Source organism: Mesorhizobium sp. LMG17149 (assembly GCF_024518695.1).
In the GTDB taxonomy this organism is placed as follows: domain Bacteria; phylum Pseudomonadota; class Alphaproteobacteria; order Rhizobiales; family Rhizobiaceae; genus Mesorhizobium.
This window is the reverse complement of record NZ_JANIFL010000004.1, coordinates 277,212-303,822: the sequence shown is the minus strand read 5'-3', so window position 1 is coordinate 303,822 and position 26,611 is coordinate 277,212. Positions and strand designations below refer to the sequence as shown.

The following is a 26,611-nucleotide window of genomic DNA, read 5'->3' as shown; positions in this document are numbered from 1 at the left end:
AAACACCTTGGCCGGTCCTAATTGCATGCGAATTCATAGCCCAAGATTTCAAACCAACGTTGGACGTCTTCCCGAGCAGACCAATTGGACGCTACGAGCGTTCTGACGATAGCCAACGGCACGCCGTCCATGAGCAGGGTGTCTGCCCTATTCTCTCGAATGGCTTTCCGGAATCCGTTTTTGGCTTTCCGGAACGCATCTTCAAAAGTCGCATGGGCATCCCCCTGATAGCTCTCAGCTGTCAAATACTCGCTCGAAAGCCGAGGCGCCAAATCTTCGAAAATACGTAGCAGATCGACCTGCGCGGAGCGGCGAACAATCATGGCGCGTCGCTTACGCTGCCTGCGTCGCCTTTGGCGATCTCGCTTTGCATGCGGCGGATAAATTCTTCAGTCGGCTGGTCGGTAGATTCGTGCCAATCCGCAGGATAGAATTTGAACTTGGTGGTGAAAATTGCGCCGAGCAGTAGCGCCCATACAGTCACTGCTGCCGCCAACGACGCTATAGCTTTGGCAATCCATCTCGCATCGGAGCACACAAGATCAACAAATACACGACCAACCATAAAGGCTGGGTAGAGGTACATCGCGGCCGAGATTACCAGCACCACCATGCCCAACAAGTTGACTGCGATGGTTTGACCGCGGCCCGACTTCTGGCCAAACACTCTGGGGACGATGGCATCGCCCCACAGGTTGTGCGCCATTTTGTCGACCAGCAAGAGCTGGAAATTCTGGATTTTGATGTGGCTGCCGATCTTCAAAAGAATTCGAAATATTATCTGGTCGTCGATGAATGCGAATGTGGTGTTCAGTAGCGCGCCGGCAGTCAGCAGTGAGATTATAGGCGTTAGGTCCTTCGTAACCTGTAACGTCAATCCGCCGTAGGTGAAGCTGCTACCTGAAATCAAATCGAAGAACGCCAGGACGGTTGCAAATAAGAACGCTTGGCTTGATGCCTTACCGATACGGCCAATGATCTCCATGCGCCGTGCGGTTATCCCGTCAAGAAACTCGGCTTGGTAAAATCGATTCCCGAAATCGCGGCTTAGAAACGATTCGAATGTCAGTGCGTTGCGCTCGATCAGCGACATTTTTGTGTAGGGCTTGCCAGCCATTTTAAACGTCTCTCCTTGGCTAGCTTGCTTCGCAAAGCCACCCCGCAAGGGCAACGATCGACTTTCGCATTTGTTTCAGCCCTCGATCGTCCGTTCGATCGTGACTTTCTTTCCGCGCGACAGCAGCACCAGCAAGCCGAGGATGATGGCTCCGAACAGCCAAATCCAAAGAAGGATGCCGAGGGCAACGGTCCCACCGATTGCCGTGCCGGCATGGGAAGCCGCATCGGTGGTCGCCTGGTACTGGTCAGACGCTCCTTTGATCCCGGCAAACATCCACAGCGCCATCAAGGCGTTGAAGGCTAGAAATACCAGCCAAAATACCATGCCGAAGAAGCCGCGCTTACGGACTTCTACACGTTCGATCCGTGTTGCCATTGTATTGCCCCTCCCATTGCTTTCCCCATGGGCAGCATCGCGCCAGTCGGGAGCAAACGCAAGCTTCGCAGCGCGCGGCCCGGCCGTGGTGTGGGATATGTCAGGTCGGGGCCGCTTTCAGTGGAGATAGCCGGCATCTTTGCATGCCCGCAGATGGATCGTCAGTTCGTCTCCGATCACGCCTTTGTCTTGATCAGCCTGTTTCGCGTTGCAGTCGGCTTGGAATTTCGCTCGATCAACCGGCACGTTCAGTTCTGTGTTTTCCGGTTTGATGGGGTAAATCCCCATCATCAAGAGCGGCAGTGAAATGGTCTTCAGGCGGTCCATCTCCAGGTCATAGGCCGCCTTCAAGATGGGCTGACAGTCAGTTAGAGGCGTCACGAAAGCTCGTGCCTCAGCCGATTTACTCCCAAACTGCAATATTGCTGCCTTCACGCGGTCGGTGATCTCAGAGCACTCATCGACCCTTGCAGAGCGATCAAATCTCAAAGAGAGTTCGCCGCGTATATCAGCGTCAAAATGGCAAATTTGGTCGCTGGTCTGTGGTTTGGTGTTCAGCACCGATTGCTCATAGCTCAGCGTGACCGTGTCGCCCGCGATGACGGCGCCAACTCGCCGGATTCCGGCTTGGGCAAGGTCCTCACCTTTTGCCCACGAAAATTCGCATACCGCAACAGCCGGATCATCGTAGGCAGCGGCTGGCAAGGACATTACCAACAATGGTAGCGCACAAAGGACAAGAGCCTTCATCAACAGTTCCCCCGTTTGTGCCGCACCGGTGATCATTGCAGGAGCGGGCTATGACCGCGCCCAAACTCTCCGCGGCGATAGAGCCGAACAACGGCATGATAGTCGTGCCGTTCCACCACGCCTACCGCAACATCTTCGGCATGATGCCTATCCGCGCCGACGTCGATTTCATCCTCGTCTCGCCGTCGAGCTATGACCCGAAGCACTATCCGCCGGGCTCTTGCATTCAATAGGTCCGACGCCCATCAATTGGCCCGCTGCCTCACGTCGCGGGCCTCTATTCTTTGTGTTGAACGATGTAGCTATTGCTGATGGCGTTGCTCCCAACGCCGCGCGTGACAACAACGGTGGTGTACCCGGCGGGCAGTGAACCGGTGACAGTTTCGTCGACGGGATGGCATCGTCCAACGATTTCCCCGTTTGGCGCACCTGCGAGCCTCTCTTTCAGAGATGCCCGACACACGTCAAGCGACGCATATGTGGTCGGCGCGGCATCAATGGGCTTGCAGACGGCAGCCTCGCCTGGGCTGCAAGAGAGCAAAAGCAATACTGCTGCGGTTGCCTGGTCCATTCTCGAAGCTCCACTGAGACGAGCCTCAACGCGGATCGACGGCCTTTGTTGCAAAGGCAGCCCCGGCGGCGGCCCCTCTATTTCGCAAGCAAGTGGCCGGACAGCTCAACAACCATCGGCTCGCCTGAAATCGGAATAGCGAATCCATTGGGGCAAAATCGTAAAGAGTTGCGCCCCTTGCTTTAGAAACTCCGCTTCAAGCGGACAGTTGGCAACGTGAACATCTCTCAACCGCTGCAATTCGTTAGCCTTGGCAGGTCGGGCCAGGCCTTCAATTTGAACCGTCACGTTTTCGTCCCAGCCGATCACCATGGCGATCCGACTGTCTCGTTTAATATTTGCCAGCTTCCGACTTCCGGGAAAGCTGTCGAACACAATGTTGAGGTCGTCGCCCAACGTCACCTGTATGACGGCTGCCTCTGGAGACCCGTCCGGATGCACGGTGCTGATAGCCCCGAGTTTATGCCTAGCCAGAAAATCCCGAACAAGTTGCCGTCGCCCGTCCTCGTGCATTGACGTGTCCTCCCCGCGCGCGGATGCCGCGACTTTACCACTGGCACCCAATCCGTTCTAGCTGGACGCCGCCGCCTCGGTGGCGGGCTTGTCATTGCGGTGGAGCGAAGCGGGATTAGCGGGCAGAACTTCGCCAGATCTGTTGCACGATCAGAGGCGGATATTCCCGCTGGTAATCGCCACGAACAACGGATGAACGAGTTGCTACGATTTTTGCAACGCAACGCCACGGTACCAGCCGGGACAGCGTAGCATGATAGGCACTAGCAAACAGCTCAACACCATGACAGACAAGGATTTGGCAGGATTGAAAGGGAAGGGCAGGGACGCCAACGAGCGAATTTCAAGACCGGCTGCCTTAAGCCGCTCGGCCATTCCTCCAAACAGTTGAATACATTGTGCTTTTTTCTATTTGTTGCGGGCGACGGATTGTCGTTTGCAACGCACTTTGCAACTATTTGCCTTTTCGCTCGCTGCTTATAGCTGCCTGCAACGCGACGTCAACTTGCTCCGCTGCATCTGCCTGCATTCCTGGCATGACATGCGATAGAGGTCCAACATTACCCCGATGTTCGAATGCCCCAGGCGCTAGCTAGCAATCTTCGGATGAGCGCCGGCCGAAAGCATTTGTGTCGCGTGGGTGTGCCGAAGGTCGTGGAATCGGATGCGGGGCAGGCAGGTCTTGCCGAGAACGCGGACCCCCTCATGTGTGAGGGAGCGGGGTTGCAGAGGCTGACCGTCGACCTTGGCCACAACGAAACTGTCGCCGTCTGGACGGACGCCAAGGCGAAGCTGCCAGACGTCGTCGTTCGGACCCACGGTCCCGTTCCAAAGCTCGATGAGGGCCTCGTCATGCTGCGCCAACGACGGTCGCCTTGGCTTCGGCCTGCTTTGCCCCGCGAACGGATTTGAGTAGCGAGGCGACTTCCTTATTGCCGGGCTGTGCGGAGGCAAGCGGCGCGATGATAGCGAGTGCTGCGTTCAGGGTTGCCGGTTCTGAACTCGACCTGGGCCAATCCAAACGTTGCGTCCGTGTATGCGGGCGCTATGGACAGTCCTTGCGAAAGCGCTTCAGGCCGCGGGCAGGTCATTGAGACCCAGTTCCGCGAAACCTAGCTGACCCAGTGCGTCGGAATTTGCGGACTTGAAGAGCGAGGACGCGCTTCAGCAATCCGGCAGCTTCTTCGAAATGCTGTTCCTGCGTGGGCTTCACCCCTTGGGCGCAAAGACTGTCAGCCGGCTGGCCATGTGCCGCAGTCGCGGAACCGAGATACAGCACTGCGTATCCGGCAACTGCGACAAGCCGCTTCAGATGCATCAGACTTTGCCGCCCTTGCGCACCAGAAGCCTTGAGAGTCAGGCCAACACCTAGACTAGACCTGCGACCGCCCGGCACAACGCTAAAGATGATCGGCACAGCAGCGAGGTCGAACCTGACCTCGCTGCTGTGACGGCGCCGCCGGAGCGATCAGAAGAAGCCGAGTTTCTTCGGGCTGTAGCTGACCAGCATATTCTTGGTCTGCTGATAGTGGTCGAGCATCATCTTGTGGGTCTCGCGGCCAATGCCGGACTGCTTGTAACCGCCGAACGCGGCGTGCGCCGGATAGGCGTGGTAGCAGTTGGTCCAGACGCGGCCCGCCTGGATGGCGCGACCGAAGCGGTAGCACCGATTTGCATCACGGCTCCAGATACCGGCGCCGAGGCCGTAGAGGGTGTCGTTAGCGATCGACAGCGCCTCTTCGTCATCCTTGAAGGTGGTGACGGAGACCACCGGTCCAAAGATTTCCTCCTGGAAGACGCGCATCTTGTTGTGGCCCTTGAACACGGTCGGCTGGACGTAATAGCCGCCGGCAAGGTCGCCCGGAAGTTCGGCGCGGCCGCCGCCGGTCAGCACCTGGGCGCCTTCCTGGCGGCCGATGTCGAAATAGCTCAAGATCTTTTCGAGCTGCTCCGAGGACGCCTGCGCGCCGAGCATGGTGGCCGGATCGAGCGGGTCACCCTGCACGATCGCCTGCACGCGCCTCAGCGCCGTCTCCATGAAGCGGTCGTAGATCGACTCGTGGATCAGAGCACGGCTTGGGCAGGTGCAGACTTCACCCTGGTTGAAGGCGAACATGACGAAGCCCTCGACCGCCTTGTCGAAGAAGTCGTCGTCTTCCGCGAGCACATCCTGGAAGAAGATGTTGGGCGACTTGCCGCCGAGTTCGAGCGTTACCGGGATGAGGTTCTGGCCGGCATATTGCATGATCAGCCGGCCGGTGCTCGTCTCACCGGTGAAGGCAATCTTGGCGATGCGCGGCGAGGAGGCCAGCGGCTTGCCAGCTTCAAGGCCGAAGCCGTTGACGATGTTCAGGACCCCTGGCGGCAGAAGATCGCCGATCAGATCGGCCCAGAGAAGGATCGAGGCGGGCGTCTGCTCGGCCGGCTTCAGCACGACGCAGTTGCCGGCGGCAATCGCGGGCGCCAGCTTCCAGCACGCCATCAGCAGCGGGAAGTTCCAGGGAATGATCTGGCCAACCACGCCGAGAGGCTCGTGAAAGTGATAGGCAACGGTGTCGTCGTCGATCTGGGAGAGGCTGCCCTCCTGGCTGCGCAGTGCGCCGGCGAAATAGCGGAAATGATCAACGGCCAGCGGCACGTCGGCGGCGGTCGTTTCGCGGATCGGCTTGCCATTGTCCCAAGTCTCGGCGAGGGCGAGGAGGTCCAGATTGTCCTCCATGCGATCGGCGATGCGGTTGAGGATCAGCGCACGCTCGGCTACGCTGGTGCGGCCCCAGGCGTCCTTGGCGGCATGCGCGGCATCGAGCGCAGCTTCGATATCGGCCGCGTCGGAACGAGCGACTTCGCACAACAACTGGCCGTTCACCGGCGAATGATTGTCAAAGTACCGGCCGGCGCGAGGCTCGGCCCATTTGCCGCCGATGAAGTTGCCATAGCGCTTGGCAAAGGGGACCTTGACCGCGCGCGAAAATTCTACTTTGTTCATGTCTTCCTCCCGAAAGCGACGCCGCGGGATGCGGACGTTCCGGTTGAAAGCGTTGCAGGATGGATACCGCAATGTCAGCCCCGTCCGGGCGCCGGACCAGGCCGACCTGTCGCAAAACTGCGACAGGTCGGGGCGCGAACATCAATGTGGGCGGCGGATACCGAACCGGGCGAGCTTGCGATGCAGCGTGGCGCGAGAGATGCCGAGGTTCTGCGCGGCAGCGGAAACGTTGCCTTCTGACCGGGCAAGTGCGCGCTGGACGGCGGAACGCTCGGCTTCCGTCAAGTCTTCCGATGCCGCCGGCGCGTCGCCCAGGAGGTCGGCGGCGGGCAATGGCTTGGCCAGGCAATCCTGCGTGATGCCAAGCGCCAGCCGCGCTGCGCGGGTCGCCCCGACCACAAGGTCGTCGGCATCGACCGCCACCAGCGCGCCTGTACTCCTATCGGCGACGGGTGCCAGCAGGATGCGCGCTTTCGGAAACGCCATGCGGAAATTGTCGGCTTCGATGCGTCGGGCGGCTTCATTGACAGCCATGGCGATGAGATTGACGAAGCCATCCGTCAGATCGGCCCGGCAAGACGACACGTCGAGCGCGGCGACGAGGTTGCCCAAATGATCGTAGACTGGTGCCGTGGTGCAACTGAGCAGCGTGTTGCGGGTGAAGAAGTGCTGGTCACGGTGGATGGTGAGTGCGCGTTGCTCTACCAGGCACGTTCCGATGCCGTTGGTGCCCTCGCTGTGTTCGCTCCAGACCGAGCCGGTCCACAGGCCCCAGGAATGAAAGGTCTCGTCGTCGACCGGTGCGCCACGGCGATCGACGGGGACACCATCGCGATCAGCCAGCAACACGCAGCAGCCGACACCGCCGACGGCAAGATAGAGCCTGTCGAGACTGGACTGGGCGGCAGCGAGCAGAGGCTCGACCTTCTGTCGGGCGACGCTGAATTCGATGTCCGTCAACCGCCGGGGTGATTTCTGGCCTGCAGGATCAAGCCTGTGCAACGAGGCCGAGCGCCGCCACGAAGCGACCAGCGCCGATTTTGCAGCGGCATCCGATGCGATCGATGCGTGAACACGGTCCGCATGCAATGTGGCCATGTGCCGGTCCATGCCTTCCTCCCGAAGCCTGAACGCCGATAGACTTGCCCGCTGTTTCCTCAGTCTTCCAGCGGCAAAAATAGATGTCCTCCGCGCTGCTATCTTGCTCTTGGTGCCCCGCTGTCAATTGGTCTGAAGTGCTAGTACCATCCAGGAGTCGGAGCGCAGCTCATTCGCTCATCGCATGAAGCGCATCATGCCTGACGATTTCGATACTGCGCAGGCTGAGCAGGCGGATGACGCCCTTGTCCTTCAGCCGCGTGAAGATCCGCGATACCGTCTCGATGGTGAGGCCGAGATAATCGCCGATGTCCATGCGCGACATCGGAAGTTCGACCTGCCGCAACCCGCCCTGGCGCTCCGCCAGGTCGACCAGGAACGCGGCGACGCGTTCGATGGCGCTCTGGCGACCGAGGACCAGCAGGTGTTCCTGCGCTCTGGTCAACCCCTTGAGCGCCAGGGGTAGCAACTGATGGGACATGTCCGCTCCAGCTGTGAGGCGGAAGACGCGGACACCGGTGGAATTGATCGCTTCAGCAAAGAAATGGTGCGCCGTGTCGGCTTCGAAGCCGAATGTCTCTCCGGCGAGGTGAAAGGCACTGATCTGCCGGCGGCCGTCAGCAAGCAGGCGGTAGACGCGGACGGCACCGAACTCCATCTGGTAGAAGGCTCCGGCCTTCTCGCCCTGGGCGTAGATTTCCGCGCCTGCGGGATAGAAGCTGAGTGGTTGCAGCAGTGCGGGCCCGAAAGCCTCCGGCAGGTTGGGCTGGGCAGACCGTGACGGCAGCGAAATTCTGGAGGCGGTGTAGGCGTGCATGGCTGTTTTCCCGGTTGATCCGTGACACAGCAATCGCGCGAATCCGCGGGTCGCGAAATTCGGTTATGTCCCTACGGGAAACTACCTAGATGCCCGCCCCAGGTGGCACTGGAGCGTTGATCGCGAAGGTGCACGCCCGGTTACGCCCTTTGCTTTCCACTTGTCTGCGTCGATTCGGCCGTCGCCGGTCAATGGAGCGGGCGCGTCATAGCCCTCTTTGCGGTTACCTTCCGGGTGGTCTTTCTCGCGAGCAAGCAACAGCCGGATATTGCGGAATTTCGGGGTAATATCCTTCAGATCTGCCAGGCGAACTCCTTTGATGGAGTGTCATAAAGCGCCGGCAGGACTTGGCCTTTGATTGGCATCGAAGAAGGCACGAGGGTCTGGCTTGTCTCAGAGGCTCGGCAGCAGCAGCATCGCGCAAGCACCGGCGGTCGCGGCGATCAGGGTTGCGCCGGCCAGCGGCAACCAGAACCTGACCGGGCCGGCAAATACTGCCAGCGACAGGCGGCCGACCGCGTTTGCTGCCAGCGCCGCGAGCACCGCCTGGCCCACTGTCTCGACAGGGACCGAATGCTTGACCAGGCGCAAAGCACTGAGCACCGAGACATCGACATCGAATGCGCCTGCGAGCGCCGAGCTCGCGAGCAAGCCGCGTTCGCCGAATTGAGCAGCCAACGCGGCGCTCGAGGTCGCGACAATCGCAAAGAGCACGGCGAAGAGCAGCAACGGGCCTAGTTCGAATGGATTGCGCGCGATCGCCCCGCCCTCGCGGTCTCCGTTATCCCGGGCCATGAGCAATGCTCCGAAAACAGCAAAGGAGAGTGCTGCGGCGATTGCCGGAATGCCGACCGAAACGAACACGCCCGGCTCGATGATCAGAACCACGGCGCAGACGCGCAGCATCGAAACCATCGCCGCCAGCGAAGCTGCGCCTGCAAGCGGCGATGGATTGCTTGCCGGCGCGGCGTTGCGGGCGAGCGCCACGGTTACGGCGGTTGAAGAGACGATGGCGCCGGTGAGCGAGCTGACGAGCAGCCCACGCGTGGTCCCAAGTACGCGAATGGCGACATAGCCAGCGAACGATATCGACGCCATCAGCACCGTGAGGAACCAGACCTCCCACGGGTTGAAGCCACCCCATGGGTCCAGCGTCCGGTTTGGCAGCAGGGGTAAAACGATCGCGGTCATCACCGCCAGGATCAGCGCCGAACGAAGCTCGATCCAGGTCAGGCTCTTCAAGAGGCCGTGCAGGATTTCGCGACTGGCAAGGACCGCGGCCAATGCTGCTCCTCCGGCAGAAGCGGCCCGGAAGTCACCAGCGACCGCAAGCGCGCCGAGTGCGAACACGCCAAGGGCCGCTATGACTCCCGTAACGCTGAAATCCTTGTCATGGGCAGCCTCACGCGCCTTGTACCAGGCAAAGATTGCGGCGAAGGCGACGAATCCACCTAACAGCACGGAAACCGCGCCGAGCGCCTCGGCCAGTGTCGCGAGAATGCCACCGAGCAGGCCGGATATGCCGAAAGTTCGAATTCCGGCCGTCCGGCTGCGATCTGGCGCATCGCGCTCCCGCCAGCCGCGCTCCAATCCGACGAGCAGGCCTATTGCCAGTGCAAGTCCGAGCCGTGCGATCAGCGAATCCATTGTTTGCTACTTTCAGGCCGTGGCCATCGGCAGGTGGTCGCGAACCCATCTGATGATCTGCCCCGCCGTCATGGCGCCGGATGTGCGCGCGACCTCACGTCCACCATAGAAGAGGATCATGGTTGGGATACTGCGGATGCCGAGCCTGGCTGAAACGGCCTGCTCATTGTCGGAATTGAGCTTGATCAGGCGAACATCCGGCTCCAGTTCGTTCGCTGCCGCCTCATATGCCGGCGCCATCATCTTGCACGGGCCGCACCATGGTGCCCAGATATCGACGACAACGGGGATGCTGCTACGCGTGATCTGGTGATCGAAAACCCGACCGTTGACGTCTTCAGGGTGACCTGAGAACAGCCGTTTCCCGCACTTTCCGCATTTCGCGCCTCCGGCATTGCGCCTCGGCGGCAGTCGGTTAACCCCGCCGCACGTACTGCAAACCACCAGGTTTTCCCGCGCCATGGCCATTGATAACATCTTATCTGCGCGGGGACCTCCCTTGCCAAGTGCCTCGCACCTCCAATCTTGGCGCGACAGGCAACACGGTTAGGACAGCTGAGCCTGCTGGAGGTCCGTGCTTTGCGAAACGAGCGAGTGGAAGAGTTCACTCGCTTGCCTTCCGACCTGACACCTGCGCGATCAGGATCCGGAAGAACACGTGCGGTGTGCTTTCCGCAACCAGAGGTACCACTGGCTTGAGGGCACCGGGCTCCCACCAATCAGAATGCTTGCTCAACACCGACCATGCATGGTCGCGCTCGAGCTTGTGGCCGATCCGGTCCGGCAGTTCCTCAAACCGCCCATCGACAACCACACTTCTCCATCCCCGTCCTTCACCGTGTTCGTCGACCTGGACGGACACCAGCGGATTGGCACGCATCCAGTCGATCTTCTTGCCGGGCATGGAAAACGCGTAGAGATGATTGTCGGCGTGCGCATAGTGCACCGGCACCACGTAGGGCTGCCCATCCTTCGCGCATGCCAGATGACCGACACGGTTGGCGGTCAGCAATTTCGTGCATTCCAGAGCGGATAATGTGCGGATCAGCATGTGTGATCTCCTGAGTCTATTGATCGTCCCACAGACTGTTGGCCCAGCCGCCGGGGATGTCATTGATCGCGATCAAGGCAGGCTTGCCGCTCGCCCGCTGCGGCATAAGCGGCAATTTCGGAAAATGATTTAAATCAAGGCGCTGCTCGCCGCTTCCCCCAATCATGGGGAGATGTGGAAGCCGATCCTCAGCGCTCCGTTTGGTCGCGAACTCGAACTCGCCGTCTTCGACGAGGACGGCGAACATGCGCTCGTATTTCCCTGTATAAAAGGCCGGCAGGGTTGGAAGCATGCAGGGACTGGCGTGCGCGTCGATATCCGCCCGACCCATTGGCGGCATTGGCTGTCGAAGACAGTGCCGACAGACGACGGCAAGTCTCTCGGGGACGCTTGCTAGGGTTTGGATTCCACGATCAACGCCATGCGCACGAGATGCGACAGGCTGCCCGCGGCCATCTTGCTCATCACATTGGCACGATGAATCTCGACGGTGCGCGGACTGATACCCAGGTCATAGGCGATCGTCTTGTTCGGCAGACCTGACACGAGCCCATCCAGAACCTGCCGCTCCCGCTCCGAAAGTGTGGCCAGGCGCCCGTGGATTTCAGCGGATTGCGGATGCGTTGCATTCGCCTGGTTGCGGTTGGCCAACGCGGAGCGGATCGCGTCGATCAGCATCTCGTCATCGAACGGCTTTTCAATGAAATCGGAAGCGCCTTCCTTCATTGCCTGAACGGCGAGCGCCACATCGGCATGGCCCGTCATGACAATAACTGGAATTGTATGCCCGCCGGATCTCAGTTGGCGCAGGAACTCGATGCCGTCTATGCCCGGCATGCGCACGTCGGTGACGATGCAGCCGTCGAGGTCGCCCTTTGCCGTCGAGAGAAAAGCTGTGGCCGATTCGTGCAGGCGTACTGCAAAATCTGCAGTCGCCAGAAGAAAACCGAGCGACTTGCGCACGTCCATGTCGTCGTCAACCACGTGCACCAGATCACTGCCGGCCATTTGTGACCTCTTCCTTCTCCACAATGCGCAAGGTGAATCGGAAGGCGGTCCCGCCAGTCGGCATCGCCTCGGCCCATATGTGACCACCGTGCGATTCCACGATGGTGCGGCAAATGGAGAGACCGACACCCATGCCTTGCTTCTTGGTGGTTACAAACGGCTGGAAGAGTTGAGCCGAGACTTCCGGCGCGACACCCGGGCCGGTATCGATCACGCTTACCTCGGCCATCCCATCATCCCGGGCAATTGTTGTGACTTTCAATTCGCGGCGCGGCGAGTCCTGCATAGCCTCCACCGCATTGCGCATCAGGTTGAGCAAAACCTGCTGAATCTGGATGCGGTCGGTCAAGACCAGTTCGGCGACTGGGTCAAGCTTGTAGCTGACGAGGAGATTTATCTCTCTCGCACCAACCAAGGCTAGGGATGCGGCTTCCTCGATCAGCATTGGCAGTCGTTCGACCTGGCGCTCGCTTTCGCCCCTGGCTACAAAATCCCTCAGGTGACGGATGACGTCGCCTGCCCGCAAGGCCTGCTCAGCTGCCTTTTCCACGGCATCCCGAAGCATGGGCGCATTCTCGTCCCGGCTCTTCTCAAGCAGTCGACGACTGCCTTTGAGGTAGTTCGTGATGGCGGTGAGCGGCTGGTTGATTTCATGAGCAAGCGTTGAGGCCATCTCGCCGAGTGCGGTGAACCGCGCCATGTGCAGCAGCTCCTGCTGCTGCTCCTGGATTCTTGCTTCTGCCCGGTGGCGCTCGGTCAAGTCGCGGCAGAAGCCGGTAAAGAAACGTCCGGTCCCCGGATGCATCTCGCCAACGGAAAGTTCCATCGGGAAAGTCGTGCCATCCTTGCGTGCCCCGGTCACGGTGCGGCCGAGCCCGATGATCCGGCGCTCTCCCGTCGTCAGGTAGCGAAGCAGATAGGCGTCATGCTCGTCGCGGTAGGGCGAGGGCATCAGCATTTTCACGTTTTGACCGATGACTTCGCCTGACTGGTAGCCGAACAGCGTTTCGGCAGCGGTGCTGAAGGATTGGATCCGGCCTTGTTCGTCGATGACGACCATTGCATCCGGCACAGTCGCCAGGATCGACCGCAAATGATCTTCGCGCAATTGAAGAGCGGCGTTTGCGAAGGAAAGCTCGCTGACGTCGGTGCCTTCGACAAAGATAGCTGTGATGCGGCCGTCATCGGCCTTGATGGGCTGATAGACGAAATCGAGAATGCGCTCTTCGGCAGGTTCGTCGCCCTTGCGAAGCGCGACTTTCACGGCCCGTCCCCTGTACAGTTCACCCGTTTCATAGACCTGGTCCAGTAGTTCGTAGAAGCCTTGGCCTTCGAGTTCGGGAAGGGCGTCGCGCACCGACTTTCCAATCACTTGCCTGTCGCCGATAAGCCGTTGGTAGGCAGTATTGGTCAGTTCGAAGACATGATTTGGCTCACTCATGAGAGCCATGAAGCTCGGAGCCTGTTCGAACATTTGCGACAAGACTGTCTTAAGCGTCATCCCGCCGGCCGACAAAATAGGCGCTTCGTCTTGGCTCACCTGAGATCCCTGGATTCGATACGCCTACAAGAGAGGCTAACTATCACTTCTCTCCGTACACGCAAAACGGATCGAGGCCGACGTTTTCGCCTCCGGATGCAATTGGCGGGTTCCTTGACGTGCATCAAGGCCTCGTGAGCTGTCGAATGCAATTCATCACACATTCGACGGTTCCAGCGAAAGGCGCCTGCAATGTCCTACAAGTCGATTATCGTGAACCTCGCGGTAGATGCTTCCCCCATGCCCATAGTGAAGGTGGGGATCGAGCTCGCGGAACGGTTTGGCGCCCGTCTCATCGGTCTGGCGGCTGCAGATGTCCCACCATTGGTCGCGACTGGCGACGGTATGGTCTACGAAGGCGAGATCATGCAGATCCAGCGCACGGAAATCGAAAAGCGGCTTGCCGAACTGCGAGCCGAATTCGAGAGGCTGGTTCCTGCTTCGATCTTTAGCGAATGGGGGCAAGCTGTTTGCAGTCCAGCCCGCTTCCTGAGCATTTCGGCTCGATCCGCCGATCTTATTGTCACCGGCAGCGAGAAAGGGGAAAATGTCTTTCGTGCAATGGACGTCGGCAGCCTGGTACTTGGTATTGGCCGGCCGGTCCTGGTCGCCGCGAGCAATGTCGAACATGTCATGGCGAAAACCGTGCTGGTTGCCTGGAAAGACACGAGGGAAGCACGGCGGGCGATAGCAGATGCGTTGCCCCTTGTGGCCAAGGCCAACGAAGTCGTCGTTGCCACAATCGATACGGACCGCGACGAGAGCATCCGCGACAGTCTCGCCGATATCGCGGTTTTTCTGGAACATCACGGCATCATGGCACGAACCGAACTGATTGCCGGCGAGGCTGACGGCGATCAGTTGCTGATATTTGCGCGGTCGATCCATGCGGACCTGATCGTCTCGGGTGCCTATGGGCACAGCCGTCTGCGGGAATGGGCGTTCGGCGGGGTCACGCGCTCGCTGATTGAGGAAAGCGGCATCAACCGCTTCATGTCGTATTGATGGGTCGACGTCCCAGCAGCCGAGTGCGCGGCGGTGGGTTCAGGAACTTCAATCTACCCCCTTCGCCGCCTTGGCCTGGCAACGGCTCCGTCTGTTGACCGAGATCAAGTCGTTGGCCGCCTGCATGGCTATGATTCTCAAAAGGCAGGAGTGACCAAGATGAGCTTTCTCGATTATCTGATTTCAGTCGACGCCAGGGCCGCGTTGATGGGTCGCATGATGCGCAAGCTTGGTGTCGACAGGCAGTTGAAAGTGGTGGCGGACCATGCAGCCGTCACCGATCGGGCGGTCAACCGCTGCCGATCCTGCGGCCATCAGGACGAATGCTCGACTTGGCTCGATCAACACGAGCAAACCGATGCTCCGCCAGATTATTGCCGCAACCGCGACCTGATCGCACGGCTGCAGCATGCGGCCGGCCAGCGTTAGTCGTCGAGCGGCTACGCACGCAGTTCGCCTTGGGAAAATGGTGGGGGGTAGCCCTTGGCTACGAGACCAGGATGACGGACAACGGCTCGGCGCAAAATAGATTGTCCTCAACGCCTTTGACGCCGGCGACGTTTTCGGCCGCGACGATGGCTGCCCGGCGCTCGCGTTCGTCGAAGATGGCGCCGCTCAGTTTTACGATCCCTTTGTCGACACTGACATTGATCAGATCATTTCCAGCCCACTTCTGCGCTGCAAGCTCCGCGACGATGCTCCGGCGTATCCGTTCGTCGTCAATGGCCGTTGGGGTCGAGGCTGGCTGCGTGTGAAGCAGCGCACGAAGAAGATCGGAGCGGGCAATCATTCCGACAACTTTGTCGCCGTCGACGATCGGGATGCGTTTGATGCAGTGATGCGTCATCAACTCGACGACCTCGGCAAGCGATGCATTGGGGGATGCAGTGACAACGCTGTCGGTCATCACGTCCTCGACCCGCCGTCCGTTGGCCAGGACATATTCTTCGGCAACTCTTCCCGGGCTGACAAGAAACTCCAGCCAGCGTGGGCGCTTGCGCTGAGTGCCCAACTCTGCGCGGCGTAGGAAATCACCCTCGCTGATAATGCCCACCAGCGCGCCGTCGCTGCGAATGACGGGAAGCCCGCTGATCTTGCTGGAGAGCATCAATCCGGCCGCTTCGACGATCGACGCAGACGGATGTATTGCAACGACCGGTGTGGTCATTATGGCTTTGGCTTGCATGCCAACCTCCTCAGATACTTTATCCCGTTGCTTATCGAGATCGCGCACGCCGTGTCTTGATCTGAATCATTTTCAGATTGCGAAAGCGCAACGAGAGCGGTCTGAACGCGATTTATGAAGAGGCTTCGCAAATCGCGGAGACTTCATCGTGAAGCAACCCAGTTCGATCGACCCCGACATGGTCGTTGACGAAATCATGAGGAAATGGCCGGCAACGGTGGCTGTGGTGCTGAGATATAAGATGCTCTGCGTCGGCTGCCCGATCGGCACATTCCATACAGTGGCTGAAGCGTGCCTTGAGCACCACGTCGATGAAAGCCGTTTCATCGCCGACTTGGAAGCGACTGTCCGCCGCAGAGAATGAGATCAGCGCTTGTCCCGGTTCTCGGCCAGAACCACAAGGCGATGCGCATCCTTGACCGTGACTTTCTGGCGTCCGCTGACAATTATTCCATCGTCTTCCCACCGGCTCAGCAGCCGGCTGACGGTGTGCAGCGTCGTTCCCGTCATCTCGGCAATGTCCTGCCTGGAAATCGGGAAATCGATTTCGATGCCGCTGTCGGTCTTTCGGCCGGTCTGGTTTGCCAGTCGCAGCAGCGCATGCGCAACCCGCTGCTCCACCTGCTCGGTGGACATCTCCACAACCCTCGTCTGCGTCTCCTGCAGCCTGCTTCCAACCGTCCTGTAGGTGGCCGCCCCAAACACAGGGAAGCGTCCCGCCAGGTCCGGCCACAGAGCGTTTGGCCAGGCCAGCACCACGCAGTCCACCGCTGCGATTGCGCTGGCGGGATAGGTCGTCCGGCCAAGTGCCGCGGCGACGCCAAATATCTCGCCTTCGCTGATGTATCTTGCGATGACCTGTTGTCCGTCCGGCGTGGTGCGACCCACACGGATGTGCCCGGCGATCAGCACGAAGAAGGAATGAGCCTCGGCTTCCTGCTCGAAGATCGCAGTCTCCTTGGCATAGCGAGACGACCGCGCGTCTCGCAGGATCTCGCTCTGCTCGTCGGGCGTCAGACCCTGGAAGAGGGGCAGTCGCGAAATCAGCGATCGGTCCAGCGCAGCCAAGCGGATTCCTCACGGCCCTACGGTTCCGCATCAGTCGTGCGGAAGACCTTTCTTATCCTGAGTTTGCGCCAGCGCAAATTGATCCCAGCCGCATCGGGCTAAATGGCATGGAACGGCGCGATGCCGCGAAGACGAAACAAAGGACAAATCGATGAAACTCTCCATCCTCGCTGCCGCAATCTCCCTCCTGGCGCTCGCCGGCGGCGCAAGCGCCGAAGAGCATGTGGTGCAGATGCTCAACAAGGGCGAAAAGGGCGCCATGGTTTTCCAGCCGGCCTTCGTCAATGCAGCTCCTGGCGACACCGTCAAGTTCGTGCCGACCGACAAGAGCCATGACGCGGAGTCGATCAAGGGCATGCTTCCGGACGGCGCCGAAGCCTTCAAGGGAAAGCCCAACGAGGAGATCACCGTCACACTGACCGAGGAGGGGGTGTATGGCGTCAAATGTGCGCCTCACTACGGTATGGGCATGGTCGCCCTGATCGTTGTCGGCAAGCCGGTCAACCTCGACGCAGCCAAGACGGTCAAACATGCGGGGAAGGCAAAGACGGTGTTCGCCGACCTGTTCAGCCAAATCCCGGCCAACTGACCGGCAATCGATACAGCCATCTGCCGCATGAAGGGCAGGCGAGGGCCGGACGGACCGAGGGCGGCGGTTCATCCGGCCCTGTTCATTTTGGAGACGCAGATCATGGGGATTCCACGCCTACGAGCCTACACAGGACCCGCATTCCTTTCCTACGGATTCAGGCCCTTCTTCTTCCTCGGGTCGCTGTATGCCGCGCTCTCCATTCTGCTTTGGCTGCCGATGTATGCCGGCGAACTCGATGCCCACAGTGCGTTCGTTGCCGTCGACTGGCACATTCACGAGATGCTGTTCGGCTATCTGCCGGCGATCGTTACCGGGTTCCTGCTGACCGCCATCCCGAACTGGACCGGCCGGCTGCCCGTGCAAGGCCTGCCGCTGCTGGCGCTGGTGGTCCTGTGGCTTGCCGGCCGTGCCGCGGTCTTCGTCTCGGCGGATATCGGCTGGGAAGCAGCCGCCGTGATCGATGTCTCCTTTCTGCTTGCGGTCGCTGCCGCGGCGGCACGTGAAATCGTCGCGGGACGCAACTGGCGCAATCTCAAGGTGCTGCTGCCGCTTGCCGTCCTGGCGGGCGCCAACGGCATGTTCCATTTCGAGGCCCACCTTCAAGGCACATCCGACATCAGCCGCAGGCTCGGTATGGCTGCGGCGATCGTACTCATCTCGCTGATCGGTGGGCGTATCATTCCGAGCTTCACACGCAACTGGCTCGCCCGGGAAAATCCTGGCAAGCTGCCTGCGCCGTTTGACCGTTTCGACATCGCATCGATAGCCATCTCAGCTCTCGCGCTGGGAGCATGGACGTTCGCCCCCGACAACCGCGCCTCGGGAATGCTTATGGCCGTCGCCGCAATCTGCCAGGCTTGGCGTCTGTCGCGCTGGGCTGGCAAACGCACATCGCGGGATCCGCTCGTGCTCATCCTCCACCTTGCATATGCCTTCGTGCCGGTCGGCCTTGCCCTTGTCTCGGCTTCGATCCTCCTTCCTGCCGCCGTGCCGGCCGCTGCAGGGCTCCACGCGCTCGGAACGGGTGCGGTCGGTGCTATGACGCTTGCCGTGATGACCCGCGCAACGCTCGGGCACACCGGACGAGAACTCAAGGCTGGAAGAGGCACCTCCTTTATCTTCGTGGCCGTCCTGCTCGCGGGATCGTTGAGAATCCTGGCCGCCTTCGTCCCCTCAGCCGCGGTGATCGATATGGCCGGCGCCGCATGGGTGGTGGCATTCGCCGGCTTCGTCCTGATCCACGGAACCGCGTTGACGACACCCAAGGCACGGTGAGGCGAGGGAAGGGCGGCGGGTGAACTCGCGACGATCGAGAAGACGTGGCCCCGCTATCCCTGCTTATCAGGCGATGCCAAGCCAGCCAAGAATCCGGCTTGCCCATCCCGAATGGTCCCGGACCAATCTGAATCCCAGATTGTCGGGAGGAGTGCCAACGGCACAGCCTCCGCTTTTCCCGTCGCTGACGAAGTTCGACATGTAGGCTCTGTGAAGCCCTTCAAGGACGTGGACGCCACAATTGTCGACCGAACTCGCAACACCGCCTCCATCTGCAGCCAACGTGGTGCGGACATAGCAGGTCGAAGTCCACTCCCAGACGTTGCCGGAAAAGTCGGCGAGGCCCAGGGAATTGATACCAAACGAGCCACGGCTCCTCGGCATCGGGTCCGGTTTGCGATTGAGGTCCACCTCGGCCTTGTAGCTGGTGAGCCAACGTCTGGCGGGGTTGCTGGCGTCGTTTTCGACACCCTCGAATTCCCCTGCGAACCGCTCCGCAGCGGCAAAGGCCCACTCTTCGTCGGACGGCAGCCGCCATTGGTCGCCGGTCACTTCCGAATACCACCGGGCGTAGTCATTCGCATCAAGATAGCTTACTCCGGTGACGGGAGCGTTGCTCGGAATCGCGCGCGTCTCCTGAGCTGGCTGACAGCCACCAGCCGACACGCAGTCCGCGTAGTCGGCTGCGCCGACCTGGTAGGCCATGATTTCGAGAGGTCTGTCGAGTTGCCGCTCGAGGCGGGGATTGCCTTGCGGGCGTCCCTCTTTCAGGAACTCGCCTGGGGTCGGATAGGTGATCGAACCGGAAAGCAAGACCACCGTCATAGCGACGGGGTGGGGTTGTCGATCCCCGAAGACCGCCTGTAGCGAGAGCCCTACCGGAACAGCAGCAGCGGCCAGGGCGACCGGCAGAACCTTCAGGATGAAAGGAGACATGGCTTTTGTCCATGCCCGGACAGCGTCGCTATCCGGGCAAATTGGAGTGCCGTCAGTTGGTGGCTATGGGTTTGGGCGCCTCGACCTGCGTCATCAGGTCGTCATCCCACTCGCCTTCGACCATGAAGTGAGCGGTCGCTCCGAGTTCCACAGCCTCAATCAGATTGTGATTGACGTAGGCGTAGACACCTGGCTGCAGGAACGTATAGAGCGCCGAGCCCGCCGAGCCGCCTCGGATGAACCAGGTTTCCAGGTCCTTGGCCGGCGGGTTGGAGAATTTGCCCTGTTCCCAGACATAGTCGCCATGACCGCCGATCAGATGCGGCCGCGTATCGCGATTGGCCTGCGAATGGACGATAAGCACGGTTTCACCGACCTTGGACTTCATGGCGTTGTCGCCGGTCAGGGATCCAGCCTTGCCATTGAACACCACATGGGTCGGGATCAGTCCACGCATTACCTTGACGACGTCATCGTAGCCGTCGCCGGCGGATTCGTAGCCCTTGAAGTTGCCCTTCTCGTCGCGCGGAATGTAGAAGTCGCTCTCGCCGATGTAGAAGATCCTGTCGTACTTGACCGGTTCGCCCTTGTCGTTCCTCAAGCCGTCACGCGGCAGCACCATGATGGCGCCATTCATGCCGGAGACGACATGCCAGGGGATCATCGCGCCGCCAGGAGCGCAGTGATAGACAAACGTTCCGGTCCGCGTCGCCTTGAAGCGCAGGGTCACCTGTTCACCAGGATTGATCAGCGTGAGCTCGCCGCCACCCAAGGCGCCGGTCGCGGCGTGAAAGTCGATATTGTGGGCAAGCGAATTGGTATCGGGATTGATGAGCGTCAGTTCGAGGTAGTCGTCCTGATGCACGACCATCAGCGGGCCGGGGATCGATCCATTGTAGGTCATTGCATTGAGCTTTGTGCCATTGACATCGATGACGACAGACTTTTCCTCGATCATCATCGTGAATTCGACGATCTTCGGACCGCCCTTGGCGATCTGGTCATGCGGATGCACGAAAGGCGGTGCCACGAGCGTGATCTTCTCGCGAGGCAGCTCGCTAATCTCTGCCTCTGTAACCGCGGCCGACAATGCGGGCAGTGCCGCAACGGCGGCAGCGCCAAGTGCTGCTCCAAAGAGGGCTTCGCGTCGCGTGATCATGTCAATCTCCTGTCTCTCGACCGTTGCAGATGAGTAGAAGCTATCTGACCTGACGCAGCGTTTCTTTGCGCTGGCGCAAATTGATAGACGTTAATCGCAGAAACAACAGCCCTCGGAATGCGGCGATCGCGCGATATTTGAGATGCAGCAGTTTCGTATCCGAGTTTTCTGCAACGCTGCGAAGTCCCCGGCGGATTTCTGAAGATCAGCGGCCGCTTTTGTTTTCAAATCGATCGCAATTCGCGCGGCGGCCCCGTCGCGATCTTCGTGCCGGTCACTCTTTCAGGGCTCAGACAAAGCAACCCAGGCCATGCGCACCAAAAACGGTCGGGGGTCCAACGAGGAGAGATCTGTCAGATCAGCTGTTTTGAGACAGGCAGGACGTTATCACAGAGGGCGCATTCGGCGCGGATGGCACGCCAAGCATGACGAGCGCAATATGCCGAAGGAAAGTTGCCAACGGCCTCATGTCGAAGATGTGGGAGGAAAGGAGAACCCAATGGACTCTGCTTTGCGGCCCCCGCTTTTTCGCAGCTACGAAACCATCATGACCGAGAGCGATTTTGTAAGGAAGAGGCTGTCCTTGACTTGCCCAAGTCCGGCAACGTTCTCCGCCGCAACGATCGCTGCCTTCCGTTGACGCTCGTCGACAATCGCCCCTGTCAGTTCGACAACGCCGTCGCTGACCCTCACATCAATCAAATCACCATCGCTCCACGATTGTCCCTTCAGCCCGGCAAGTACAGCCTTGCGGATCAAATCGTCATCGGGTGGCGTGGTGCCCTGTTTCGACATGGTGCGGATCAGGACGCGTAGCAAATCAGTTCGCGTGATGATGCCGACGACCCTGTCCCGATCGACAATCGGCACATTGTTGATGCGGTGTTGCATCATCAAGTTTACAATATCAGCAATCGAGGCGCCTGGAGGCGCCGAAATGACGTTTGTAACCATTACCTGATGGACAATCCGTCCGTTCGATCGCGCATAGCCATCGGCGATTGTGCCAGGGCCAAGGTCAAACTCCAGCCAGCGAGGACGCGTCCGCTGCGTCCCCAGTTCCTCTCGGCGCAAGAAGTCGCTTTTGCTTACAATGCCAACAAGGGCACCGTCGCTGCCCGTTACCGGGAGGCAGCTTATTTTGTTTGAGAGCATGAGCTCGACGGCTTCGGCAATCGTCGCGCTCGCATCCGTCGTGATGACCGGCTTCGTCATTATGGCTTCGGCTTGCATGCTCACCTCCTGATTTTTTGTCAGACGATGATAGGACATCGCGACACACGGCACCTTGATCTGAGTCACTTGGAACGACGGGCATTCTCCGCGCCGTCGTCGCGTTCGATGAGAATGCGCTCCGCCGCGCCGTCGAGATCCTCGTACTGGCCGCTTCTCAACGCCCACAGGAAGCCGGACAGGCCGAGTGCGCCAAGGAAAAGCGCGACGGGTATGAGGTAGGTGAGAGTGGTCATGACGATCCGACCAGTTCGTTGGCGTTGGATAGTCTTTCGCGGCGAATATTCCTGGCCGGTGAAATTGGCTCTGACGAGCGCAGCCGCAGCGCATTGCCAATGACAAGCAGTGACGAGGCGGACATGGCGATCGCCGCTATCAAAGGCGTGACATGTCCGAGGATGGCGATCGGTACCGCGACCGCATTGTAGACGATCGCGATGACGATGTTCTGCCGGATCAAGCGTCCTGCCTGGCGCGAGACGTCCAGCGCCAGTGGGACCGCCAGGAGGCTTTCGCGCAGAAAAACGAAGTCGGCTGCATTGCGGCCAATGTCGGCGGCTGTGGCGGGCGCGATCGAGACATGCGCAGCGCTCAGCGCCGGCGTGTCGTTGAGCCCGTCGCCAACCATCAGAACCTTGTGCCCGTCTCTCGCCAGACTCTCGATGCGTTCGACCTTGCCGGACGGCAGCAGGCAGGGAACGAAGTCATCGACACCCAGAACGTCCGCAACCTCCGAGCAGGCTTTGGCGGTGTCGCCCGACAGCATTTCCACGCACAGACCAGCATTCTGCAGCTGGTCGATGGCTGTTCTGGCGCCGACGCGCACCGCATCCTCGAAAACGAAAGATGCGACAATCATCCCGTTTTCCGTCAGGACTGTTCCGCCGTAGCCATGTTTGCCTTCACCGCCAGTTCGGGCCTTCCAGCCAGCCCATCCGCGTCGGCCCAGCCGCCAGATGCTTCCAGCGGCGGTAGCTTCGATCCCGAATCCTGGATGCTCGGTGACTTTATCGAATTTGTTCTGGCTGCTGCTGGCGGCAAAGCCGGAAATGGCCTTTGAATATGGATGGCGCGAATGCGCGGCCAGGCCGGCTGCGATTTCCAGCATGGCGGGATAGATCGACGACGCGTTGACGAGCCGCGGCTGGCCAAGCGTGAGCGTGCCGGTCTTGTCGAACACCGCCGTGTCGATTGTCGCCAGGCGCTCCATGGCCGAGCCATCCTTGACCATGATGCCGTTCTCGAACAGGCGCCGTGCGGCGACCACCTGCACGATCGGCACGGCGAGGCCAAGCGCGCAGGGGCACGTGATGATGAGAACAGCGATGGCGATCGTCATCGCCCGGTGCCAGTCGCCGGTCGCCGCTACCCAGCCCAGGAATGTCACGAAGGCGGTGAGATGAACCACCGGGGCGTAAAGCGCTGAAACTCGGTCAGCGATGCGGCGATAGTGCGCGCGACCGCCCTCGGCGGCTTCCATCAGTCGAACCATTTCGGCGAGGAACGAATCCTTTGCGGCTGCGGTCGCCTCGATCGTCAGCGGGCCGGTGAGATTGAGCACGCCGGCCTGCACGGCTGCGCCCGGCGCCACGTTCTTCGGCGTGCTTTCGCCTGAGGCCAGCGAGCAGTCGAGATCAGACGCTCCGTGGATGATCTTGCCATCCACGGGGATCCTTTCACCGGCCGCGATCAGCAGCTGCATGCCTGGTTCGATCTCGCCAACCGGCAGATAGTCGCGCGCGCCGTCGCCGCGCAGCACCATGGCGCCACGCGCGGCGAGCTGCGACAGGCCTTTCACCGCGGTGCGGGCACGTTCGCGCATCACGTGATCCAGCGTGCGGCCGATCAAAAGGAAGAACAGCAGTGATACCGACGCGTCGAAATAGGCGTGATCGCCATGGTTGATCGTCTCGTAGAGGCTCATCGCGTAAGCGAGCGACACCCCAACCGCGATTGGCACGTCCATGTTCATGCGGCCATGGCGCAGTGCATTCCAGGCCGAGCGGAAGAAGATGCCGCCGGCGAAGGCGAGCGCCGGGATGGCAATCAGCGCCGAGACCCAGTGAAACAGGTCGCGGGTAGCCCCTTCGGCGCCGGACCAGACCGAGACCGAAAGCAGCATGATGTTGCCTGCGGCAAAGCCCGCGACAGCAACGGCGCGGATCAGCTCGGCAAGCGTCTTGTCATTTTTATCGATCTCGGCGGCGAACAGATGCGCCTCGTAGCCCAGTCGTCCTAGTGAAGCGACGAAAGGCGGCACCTTGTCTCCACGCCATCGGATCGCGACCCGCTTCGTCGACAGGTTGACACGCGCGCCTTCGACATTATCGAGTTTCGCCAGCGCCGTCTCGATCGTGCGGATGCAGGCTGCGCAATGAACCATCGGCACTGAAAGATCGGTCTGACGAAGATCGTCGCCAAGCGAGCGGCTCGCGAGCCTGATTTCCTGGCTGGATGGCAGCACCGATGCCGCGCTGCCCAGGTCCAGCGCCATTTCGGCGCCCGGTGCACAACAGCTCATTGTAGCGCTCCATGGGAGATCATGATCCGGCGGACGTCGCGATACGGTTTATCCAGGCCGGCGTCGGCGTCGATCTCGACGATCCAGACGCCGTCCTTGGGCATATGCTGCGCGGCGAATTCCTGGCCGGAGCCGAGCGCGAGCGTGACAGACTCGTCCTCTTTCTCGTAAGCCGGATGACGAAACAGCATTTTGACGCCGTGCAGGGGAACCGGCTTGCCAGCGGCATCGGTGAGGCTGTAGCGGACTTCACCCCATGCGATGGTCAGCTTGCCGGTCCAGCCAAGGGCTGCCTGTGCCCGTCCTTCCGTGGCCTTCTTGTTGAATTGCTGGCTCGCCACATAGGTGTTTTCGACGACAAGGCCAGTCCAGCTTGTGCTGGCGAGCGTCGCCATGGTCAGATTGACCGCGATGACCACGCCGAAAAAGGCGAGGATGATGGCCAGCATGTGCCTGCCGGTAAATTCACGAGGCTTTTGTACATTGGCAGTCATCTGGGGGCCTCCGGCGCGTTGAAGGTGGCGGTGTACTCGTTCGACTCGAAGCTGGCTCTGTCCTCGACGCGGAACTTGAAAGTCTGCGCCGGCGCGCGGATCTGGTCCGCCGGCTGGCGCACGAAGACCTTCAGCATTTTCAGGCGGTCGGGTTCCACCGGAATGGCGAAAGAGCGGCCTGCCGGGATGTCGTCGCCGACGACGACCATCTCGGCGCCTTCAAGGCCCTGCATGGTGACGACGAGCGTCCGCGGCTCGGGGATCATGTTGAGCAGCTTGACGGTATAGCCATTGCGGATGGAGCCGTCGGACAGCGTGACGAACTGAGGATTGCGATCATGCAATACGTTCAGTTCGAGCCGATCGCGCGTCAGCAGCGAATAGAGCAGGCCCAGGCCGATCAGCGACCAGATGCCCATGTAGACGTAGGTGCGTGGCCGAAAGATCTTGCGGAGGTGAAAATGCGCTAACTTGTCGGAGAACAGGCCATCAGCGGTCCTGACCAGCGGCGGGTTGACTGAATTGGAGCCGCCCGCGGTTGCCAGCATCATATTGGTGTTGTAGTCGGAGAGCGTCGCGTAGGAGATCAGCCCGCGCTCCTTGCCGAGCTTGTCCATGACGCCGTCACAGGCGTCGATGCAGAGCGCGCAGGTGATGCATTCGAGCTGCTGGCCATCGCGAATGTCGATCCCCATCGGGCAGACCGCGACGCAGGCATTGCAGTCAACGCAGTCGCCGACGGACTGCCCTGCAGCTTGCACCTTCTTCGCATGACGCGAACGCGGTTCGCCGCGCCAGTCATTGTAGGTGACGGTGAGCGAACTTTCGTCGAGCATGGCCGCCTGGATGCGTGGCCATGGGCACATATAGGTGCAGACCTGCTCGCGCATCAGCCCGCCGAACGTGTAGGTGGTCGCCGTCAGGACGGCGACGGTGATGTAGGCGACGGCCGCCGCAGTGCCGGTGAAGAGCTCGCCGAGCAGTGTCGGTGCATCGGCAAAGTAGAAGATCCAGGCGCCGCCAGTCGCCGCGCCTATGACCAGCCAGATGGTGTGCTTGGACACGCGCAGCATGAGCTTGCGCGCGGTCCAGGGACCTGCATCGAGCTTCATGCGGGCGTTGCGGTCGCCCTCTATCGCACGCTCCACGACAAGGAACAGATCGACCCACACCGTCTGAGGGCATGCATAGCCGCACCAGGCACGGCCGACAGTCGAGGTGATCAGGAAAAGTCCAACGCCGGCCATGACCAGGAGACCAGCCACGTAAAAGAATTCCTGCGGCCATATTTCTATGAAGAAGAAGTAGAATCGCCGATTGGCGACATCGAGCAGCACGGCCTGGTCGGGCGCAAACGGACCACGGTCCCATCGCAGCCATGGCGTCAGATAGTAGATGCCAAGCGTGATCGCCATCACCAGCCATTTGAAGCGTCGAAAATTGCCCGAGGCGCGTTTTGGAAAGATCTTCTTGCGCGCAGCATAAAGGGGCTGACGGATCTTGGCGGAATTGACCGCCTCGGCTTCCAGCCGTTCTACCTGCGTCTTGTCCAGCAACGACTTTTCTCCGCTCTACACGCAGACGGTGATTTGACTGCGTCAGGCAACAATGCCGCCGGGTGGACCTGCCCGCGTTGATGCAGGTCAATCTGCGCGCTCCGGAAAAG

At 60.4% G+C, this 26,611-nt stretch carries 31 protein-coding genes; 7 read left to right on the top strand and 24 right to left on the bottom strand.

Features of this window, described 5'->3' with window-relative positions:
- Positions 1–17: 17 nt before the first annotated feature.
- From NP945_RS10715 to NP945_RS10700, 4 genes are all read right to left on the bottom strand, one after another.
- A complete protein-coding gene (locus tag NP945_RS10715) occupies positions 18–323 on the bottom strand; it encodes a hypothetical protein (protein ID WP_256746322.1) in 306 nt (101 codons plus the stop codon).
- Entirely contained in the window at positions 320–1,117 is a 798-nt protein-coding gene (locus NP945_RS10710; RefSeq protein WP_256746321.1) for a hypothetical protein, read from the bottom strand. The genes NP945_RS10715 and NP945_RS10710 overlap by 4 nt, the downstream gene beginning before the upstream one ends.
- Positions 1,118–1,192: 75 nt before the next feature.
- Entirely contained in the window at positions 1,193–1,495 is a 303-nt protein-coding gene (locus NP945_RS10705; RefSeq protein ID WP_256746320.1) for a hypothetical protein, read from the bottom strand.
- Positions 1,496–1,612: 117 nt separating this feature from the next.
- Positions 1,613–2,245, bottom strand: a complete 633-nt coding sequence (locus NP945_RS10700) for a hypothetical protein (RefSeq protein WP_256746319.1) — start codon at positions 2,243–2,245, stop codon at positions 1,613–1,615.
- Between the two features lie 50 nt (positions 2,246–2,295).
- Here NP945_RS10700 and NP945_RS10695 point away from each other — a divergent pair, with 50 nt between their 5' ends.
- Positions 2,296–2,478, top strand: a complete 183-nt coding sequence (locus tag NP945_RS10695; protein WP_256746318.1) for a hypothetical protein — start codon at positions 2,296–2,298, stop codon at positions 2,476–2,478.
- Between the two features lie 44 nt (positions 2,479–2,522).
- On the opposite strand, the gene NP945_RS10690 is transcribed toward NP945_RS10695, so the two are convergent.
- Both NP945_RS10690 and NP945_RS10685 read right to left on the bottom strand, forming a co-directional pair.
- On the bottom strand, positions 2,523–2,816 hold the full coding sequence (locus NP945_RS10690) for a hypothetical protein (protein ID WP_256746317.1): 294 nt from the start codon (positions 2,814–2,816) through the stop codon (positions 2,523–2,525).
- Positions 2,817–2,921: 105 nt separating this feature from the next.
- Positions 2,922–3,329 (bottom strand): pyridoxamine 5'-phosphate oxidase family protein, encoded by a 408-nt coding sequence (locus NP945_RS10685; RefSeq protein WP_256746316.1) that lies wholly within the window; start codon positions 3,327–3,329, stop codon positions 2,922–2,924.
- Between the two features lie 1,144 nt (positions 3,330–4,473).
- Here NP945_RS10685 and NP945_RS10680 point away from each other — a divergent pair.
- Positions 4,474–4,701: a hypothetical protein gene (locus NP945_RS10680; RefSeq protein WP_256746315.1), complete on the top strand. Its 228-nt coding sequence runs from the start codon at positions 4,474–4,476 to the stop codon at positions 4,699–4,701.
- A 96-nt stretch (positions 4,702–4,797) separates the two neighbouring features.
- On the opposite strand, the gene adh is transcribed toward NP945_RS10680, so the two are convergent.
- The 9 genes from adh to NP945_RS10630 all read right to left on the bottom strand — a co-directional run bounded on the left by adh (position 4,798) and on the right by NP945_RS10630 (position 13,437).
- Positions 4,798–6,315: an aldehyde dehydrogenase gene (adh, locus tag NP945_RS10675; RefSeq protein ID WP_256746314.1), complete on the bottom strand. Its 1,518-nt coding sequence runs from the start codon at positions 6,313–6,315 to the stop codon at positions 4,798–4,800.
- A gap of 141 nt (positions 6,316–6,456) precedes the next feature.
- On the bottom strand, positions 6,457–7,413 hold the full coding sequence (locus NP945_RS10670) for a helix-turn-helix domain-containing protein (protein ID WP_372337965.1): 957 nt from the start codon (positions 7,411–7,413) through the stop codon (positions 6,457–6,459).
- 169 nt (positions 7,414–7,582) lie between these two features.
- A complete protein-coding gene (locus NP945_RS10665; RefSeq protein ID WP_256746312.1) occupies positions 7,583–8,230 on the bottom strand; it encodes a helix-turn-helix domain-containing protein in 648 nt (215 codons plus the stop codon).
- 393 nt (positions 8,231–8,623) lie between these two features.
- A complete protein-coding gene (locus NP945_RS10660; RefSeq protein WP_256746311.1) occupies positions 8,624–9,877 on the bottom strand; it encodes an MgtC/SapB family protein in 1,254 nt (417 codons plus the stop codon).
- Between the two features lie 12 nt (positions 9,878–9,889).
- Positions 9,890–10,339: a thioredoxin TrxC gene (gene trxC / locus NP945_RS10655; protein WP_256746468.1), complete on the bottom strand. Its 450-nt coding sequence runs from the start codon at positions 10,337–10,339 to the stop codon at positions 9,890–9,892.
- 142 nt (positions 10,340–10,481) lie between these two features.
- Positions 10,482–10,928 (bottom strand): pyridoxamine 5'-phosphate oxidase family protein, encoded by a 447-nt coding sequence (locus NP945_RS10650; protein ID WP_256746310.1) that lies wholly within the window; start codon positions 10,926–10,928, stop codon positions 10,482–10,484.
- Positions 10,929–10,944: 16 nt separating this feature from the next.
- Positions 10,945–11,175 carry a hypothetical protein gene (locus tag NP945_RS10645; protein ID WP_256746475.1) on the bottom strand — a complete coding sequence of 77 codons (231 nt, stop codon included), beginning with the start codon at positions 11,173–11,175 and terminating at the stop codon, positions 10,945–10,947.
- A 146-nt stretch (positions 11,176–11,321) separates the two neighbouring features.
- A complete protein-coding gene (fixJ, locus tag NP945_RS10635; RefSeq protein ID WP_256746309.1) occupies positions 11,322–11,936 on the bottom strand; it encodes a response regulator FixJ in 615 nt (204 codons plus the stop codon).
- Positions 11,923–13,437, bottom strand: coding sequence for a PAS domain-containing sensor histidine kinase (locus NP945_RS10630; protein WP_256746467.1), 1,515 nt, complete (start codon positions 13,435–13,437; stop codon positions 11,923–11,925). The genes fixJ and NP945_RS10630 overlap by 14 nt, the downstream gene beginning before the upstream one ends.
- Before the next feature lie 231 nt (positions 13,438–13,668).
- Here NP945_RS10630 and NP945_RS10625 point away from each other — a divergent pair, with 231 nt between their 5' ends.
- Both NP945_RS10625 and NP945_RS10620 read left to right on the top strand, forming a co-directional pair.
- On the top strand, positions 13,669–14,481 hold the full coding sequence (locus NP945_RS10625) for a universal stress protein (protein ID WP_256746308.1): 813 nt from the start codon (positions 13,669–13,671) through the stop codon (positions 14,479–14,481).
- Between the two features lie 159 nt (positions 14,482–14,640).
- Positions 14,641–14,910: a DUF6455 family protein gene (locus NP945_RS10620; protein WP_127398772.1), complete on the top strand. Its 270-nt coding sequence runs from the start codon at positions 14,641–14,643 to the stop codon at positions 14,908–14,910.
- Between the two features lie 58 nt (positions 14,911–14,968).
- On the opposite strand, the gene NP945_RS10615 is transcribed toward NP945_RS10620, so the two are convergent.
- Positions 14,969–15,667 (bottom strand): CBS domain-containing protein, encoded by a 699-nt coding sequence (locus NP945_RS10615; protein WP_256746307.1) that lies wholly within the window; start codon positions 15,665–15,667, stop codon positions 14,969–14,971.
- A 148-nt stretch (positions 15,668–15,815) separates the two neighbouring features.
- Here NP945_RS10615 and NP945_RS10610 point away from each other — a divergent pair, with 148 nt between their 5' ends.
- Complete coding sequence (locus tag NP945_RS10610; RefSeq protein WP_013525381.1) at positions 15,816–16,031, top strand: DUF1858 domain-containing protein; 216 nt, start codon at positions 15,816–15,818, stop codon at positions 16,029–16,031.
- 2 nt (positions 16,032–16,033) lie between these two features.
- On the opposite strand, the gene NP945_RS10605 is transcribed toward NP945_RS10610, so the two are convergent.
- Positions 16,034–16,735, bottom strand: coding sequence for a Crp/Fnr family transcriptional regulator (locus NP945_RS10605; protein ID WP_256746306.1), 702 nt, complete (start codon positions 16,733–16,735; stop codon positions 16,034–16,036).
- 151 nt (positions 16,736–16,886) lie between these two features.
- On the opposite strand from NP945_RS10605, the gene NP945_RS10600 reads away from it, so the two are divergent.
- Complete coding sequence (locus NP945_RS10600; RefSeq protein ID WP_256746305.1) at positions 16,887–17,324, top strand: pseudoazurin; 438 nt, start codon at positions 16,887–16,889, stop codon at positions 17,322–17,324.
- 102 nt (positions 17,325–17,426) lie between these two features.
- Positions 17,427–18,602: an NnrS family protein gene (locus NP945_RS10595; RefSeq protein WP_256746304.1), complete on the top strand. Its 1,176-nt coding sequence runs from the start codon at positions 17,427–17,429 to the stop codon at positions 18,600–18,602.
- A gap of 66 nt (positions 18,603–18,668) precedes the next feature.
- On the opposite strand, the gene NP945_RS10590 is transcribed toward NP945_RS10595, so the two are convergent.
- The 7 genes from NP945_RS10590 to ccoG form a co-directional block, all read right to left on the bottom strand.
- Positions 18,669–19,538: an SUMF1/EgtB/PvdO family nonheme iron enzyme gene (locus NP945_RS10590; RefSeq protein ID WP_256746303.1), complete on the bottom strand. Its 870-nt coding sequence runs from the start codon at positions 19,536–19,538 to the stop codon at positions 18,669–18,671.
- Positions 19,539–19,590: 52 nt separating this feature from the next.
- Positions 19,591–20,697, bottom strand: coding sequence for a copper-containing nitrite reductase (nirK, locus tag NP945_RS10585; protein WP_256746302.1), 1,107 nt, complete (start codon positions 20,695–20,697; stop codon positions 19,591–19,593).
- A gap of 534 nt (positions 20,698–21,231) precedes the next feature.
- Complete coding sequence (locus NP945_RS10580; protein WP_256746301.1) at positions 21,232–21,930, bottom strand: CBS domain-containing protein; 699 nt, start codon at positions 21,928–21,930, stop codon at positions 21,232–21,234.
- Between the two features lie 65 nt (positions 21,931–21,995).
- Positions 21,996–22,166, bottom strand: coding sequence for a cbb3-type cytochrome oxidase assembly protein CcoS (gene ccoS / locus NP945_RS10575; protein WP_256746300.1), 171 nt, complete (start codon positions 22,164–22,166; stop codon positions 21,996–21,998).
- Positions 22,163–24,451, bottom strand: coding sequence for a cation-translocating P-type ATPase (locus NP945_RS10570; protein ID WP_256746299.1), 2,289 nt, complete (start codon positions 24,449–24,451; stop codon positions 22,163–22,165). The genes ccoS and NP945_RS10570 overlap by 4 nt, the downstream gene beginning before the upstream one ends.
- On the bottom strand, positions 24,448–24,945 hold the full coding sequence (locus NP945_RS10565; protein ID WP_256746298.1) for a FixH family protein: 498 nt from the start codon (positions 24,943–24,945) through the stop codon (positions 24,448–24,450). The genes NP945_RS10570 and NP945_RS10565 overlap by 4 nt, the downstream gene beginning before the upstream one ends.
- Positions 24,942–26,501: a cytochrome c oxidase accessory protein CcoG gene (gene ccoG / locus NP945_RS10560; protein WP_256746297.1), complete on the bottom strand. Its 1,560-nt coding sequence runs from the start codon at positions 26,499–26,501 to the stop codon at positions 24,942–24,944. Before ccoG ends, NP945_RS10565 begins: the two co-directional genes overlap by 4 nt.
- Between the last annotated feature and the right edge of the window lie 110 nt (positions 26,502–26,611).

Bases quoted from the DNA above. Each gene is read 5' to 3' on its own strand.
- NP945_RS10715 (WP_256746322.1), bottom strand. From the start codon at position 323: ATGATTGTTCGCCGCTCCGCGCAGGTCGATCTGCTACGTATTTTCGAA.
- NP945_RS10710 (WP_256746321.1), bottom strand. From the start codon at position 1,117: ATGGCTGGCAAGCCCTACACAAAAATGTCGCTGATCGAGCGCAACGCA.
- NP945_RS10705 (WP_256746320.1), bottom strand. From the start codon at position 1,495: ATGGCAACACGGATCGAACGTGTAGAAGTCCGTAAGCGCGGCTTCTTC.
- NP945_RS10700 (WP_256746319.1), bottom strand. From the start codon at position 2,245: ATGAAGGCTCTTGTCCTTTGTGCGCTACCATTGTTGGTAATGTCCTTG.
- NP945_RS10695 (WP_256746318.1), top strand. From the start codon at position 2,296: ATGACCGCGCCCAAACTCTCCGCGGCGATAGAGCCGAACAACGGCATG.
- NP945_RS10690 (WP_256746317.1), bottom strand. From the start codon at position 2,816: ATGGACCAGGCAACCGCAGCAGTATTGCTTTTGCTCTCTTGCAGCCCA.
- NP945_RS10685 (WP_256746316.1), bottom strand. From the start codon at position 3,329: ATGCACGAGGACGGGCGACGGCAACTTGTTCGGGATTTTCTGGCTAGG.
- adh (WP_256746314.1), bottom strand. From the start codon at position 6,315: ATGAACAAAGTAGAATTTTCGCGCGCGGTCAAGGTCCCCTTTGCCAAG.
- NP945_RS10670 (WP_372337965.1), bottom strand. From the start codon at position 7,413: ATGGCCACATTGCATGCGGACCGTGTTCACGCATCGATCGCATCGGAT.
- NP945_RS10665 (WP_256746312.1), bottom strand. From the start codon at position 8,230: ATGCACGCCTACACCGCCTCCAGAATTTCGCTGCCGTCACGGTCTGCC.
- NP945_RS10660 (WP_256746311.1), bottom strand. From the start codon at position 9,877: ATGGATTCGCTGATCGCACGGCTCGGACTTGCACTGGCAATAGGCCTG.
- trxC (WP_256746468.1), bottom strand. From the start codon at position 10,339: ATGGCGCGGGAAAACCTGGTGGTTTGCAGTACGTGCGGCGGGGTTAAC.
- NP945_RS10650 (WP_256746310.1), bottom strand. From the start codon at position 10,928: ATGCTGATCCGCACATTATCCGCTCTGGAATGCACGAAATTGCTGACC.
- NP945_RS10645 (WP_256746475.1), bottom strand. From the start codon at position 11,175: ATGTTCGCCGTCCTCGTCGAAGACGGCGAGTTCGAGTTCGCGACCAAA.
- fixJ (WP_256746309.1), bottom strand. From the start codon at position 11,936: ATGGCCGGCAGTGATCTGGTGCACGTGGTTGACGACGACATGGACGTG.
- NP945_RS10630 (WP_256746467.1), bottom strand. From the start codon at position 13,437: ATGACGCTTAAGACAGTCTTGTCGCAAATGTTCGAACAGGCTCCGAGC.
- NP945_RS10625 (WP_256746308.1), top strand. From the start codon at position 13,669: ATGTCCTACAAGTCGATTATCGTGAACCTCGCGGTAGATGCTTCCCCC.
- NP945_RS10620 (WP_127398772.1), top strand. From the start codon at position 14,641: ATGAGCTTTCTCGATTATCTGATTTCAGTCGACGCCAGGGCCGCGTTG.
- NP945_RS10615 (WP_256746307.1), bottom strand. From the start codon at position 15,667: ATGCAAGCCAAAGCCATAATGACCACACCGGTCGTTGCAATACATCCG.
- NP945_RS10600 (WP_256746305.1), top strand. From the start codon at position 16,887: ATGAAACTCTCCATCCTCGCTGCCGCAATCTCCCTCCTGGCGCTCGCC.
- NP945_RS10595 (WP_256746304.1), top strand. From the start codon at position 17,427: ATGGGGATTCCACGCCTACGAGCCTACACAGGACCCGCATTCCTTTCC.
- NP945_RS10590 (WP_256746303.1), bottom strand. From the start codon at position 19,538: ATGTCTCCTTTCATCCTGAAGGTTCTGCCGGTCGCCCTGGCCGCTGCT.
- nirK (WP_256746302.1), bottom strand. From the start codon at position 20,697: ATGATCACGCGACGCGAAGCCCTCTTTGGAGCAGCACTTGGCGCTGCC.
- NP945_RS10580 (WP_256746301.1), bottom strand. From the start codon at position 21,930: ATGCAAGCCGAAGCCATAATGACGAAGCCGGTCATCACGACGGATGCG.
- ccoS (WP_256746300.1), bottom strand. From the start codon at position 22,166: ATGACCACTCTCACCTACCTCATACCCGTCGCGCTTTTCCTTGGCGCA.
- NP945_RS10570 (WP_256746299.1), bottom strand. From the start codon at position 24,451: ATGAGCTGTTGTGCACCGGGCGCCGAAATGGCGCTGGACCTGGGCAGC.
- NP945_RS10565 (WP_256746298.1), bottom strand. From the start codon at position 24,945: ATGACTGCCAATGTACAAAAGCCTCGTGAATTTACCGGCAGGCACATG.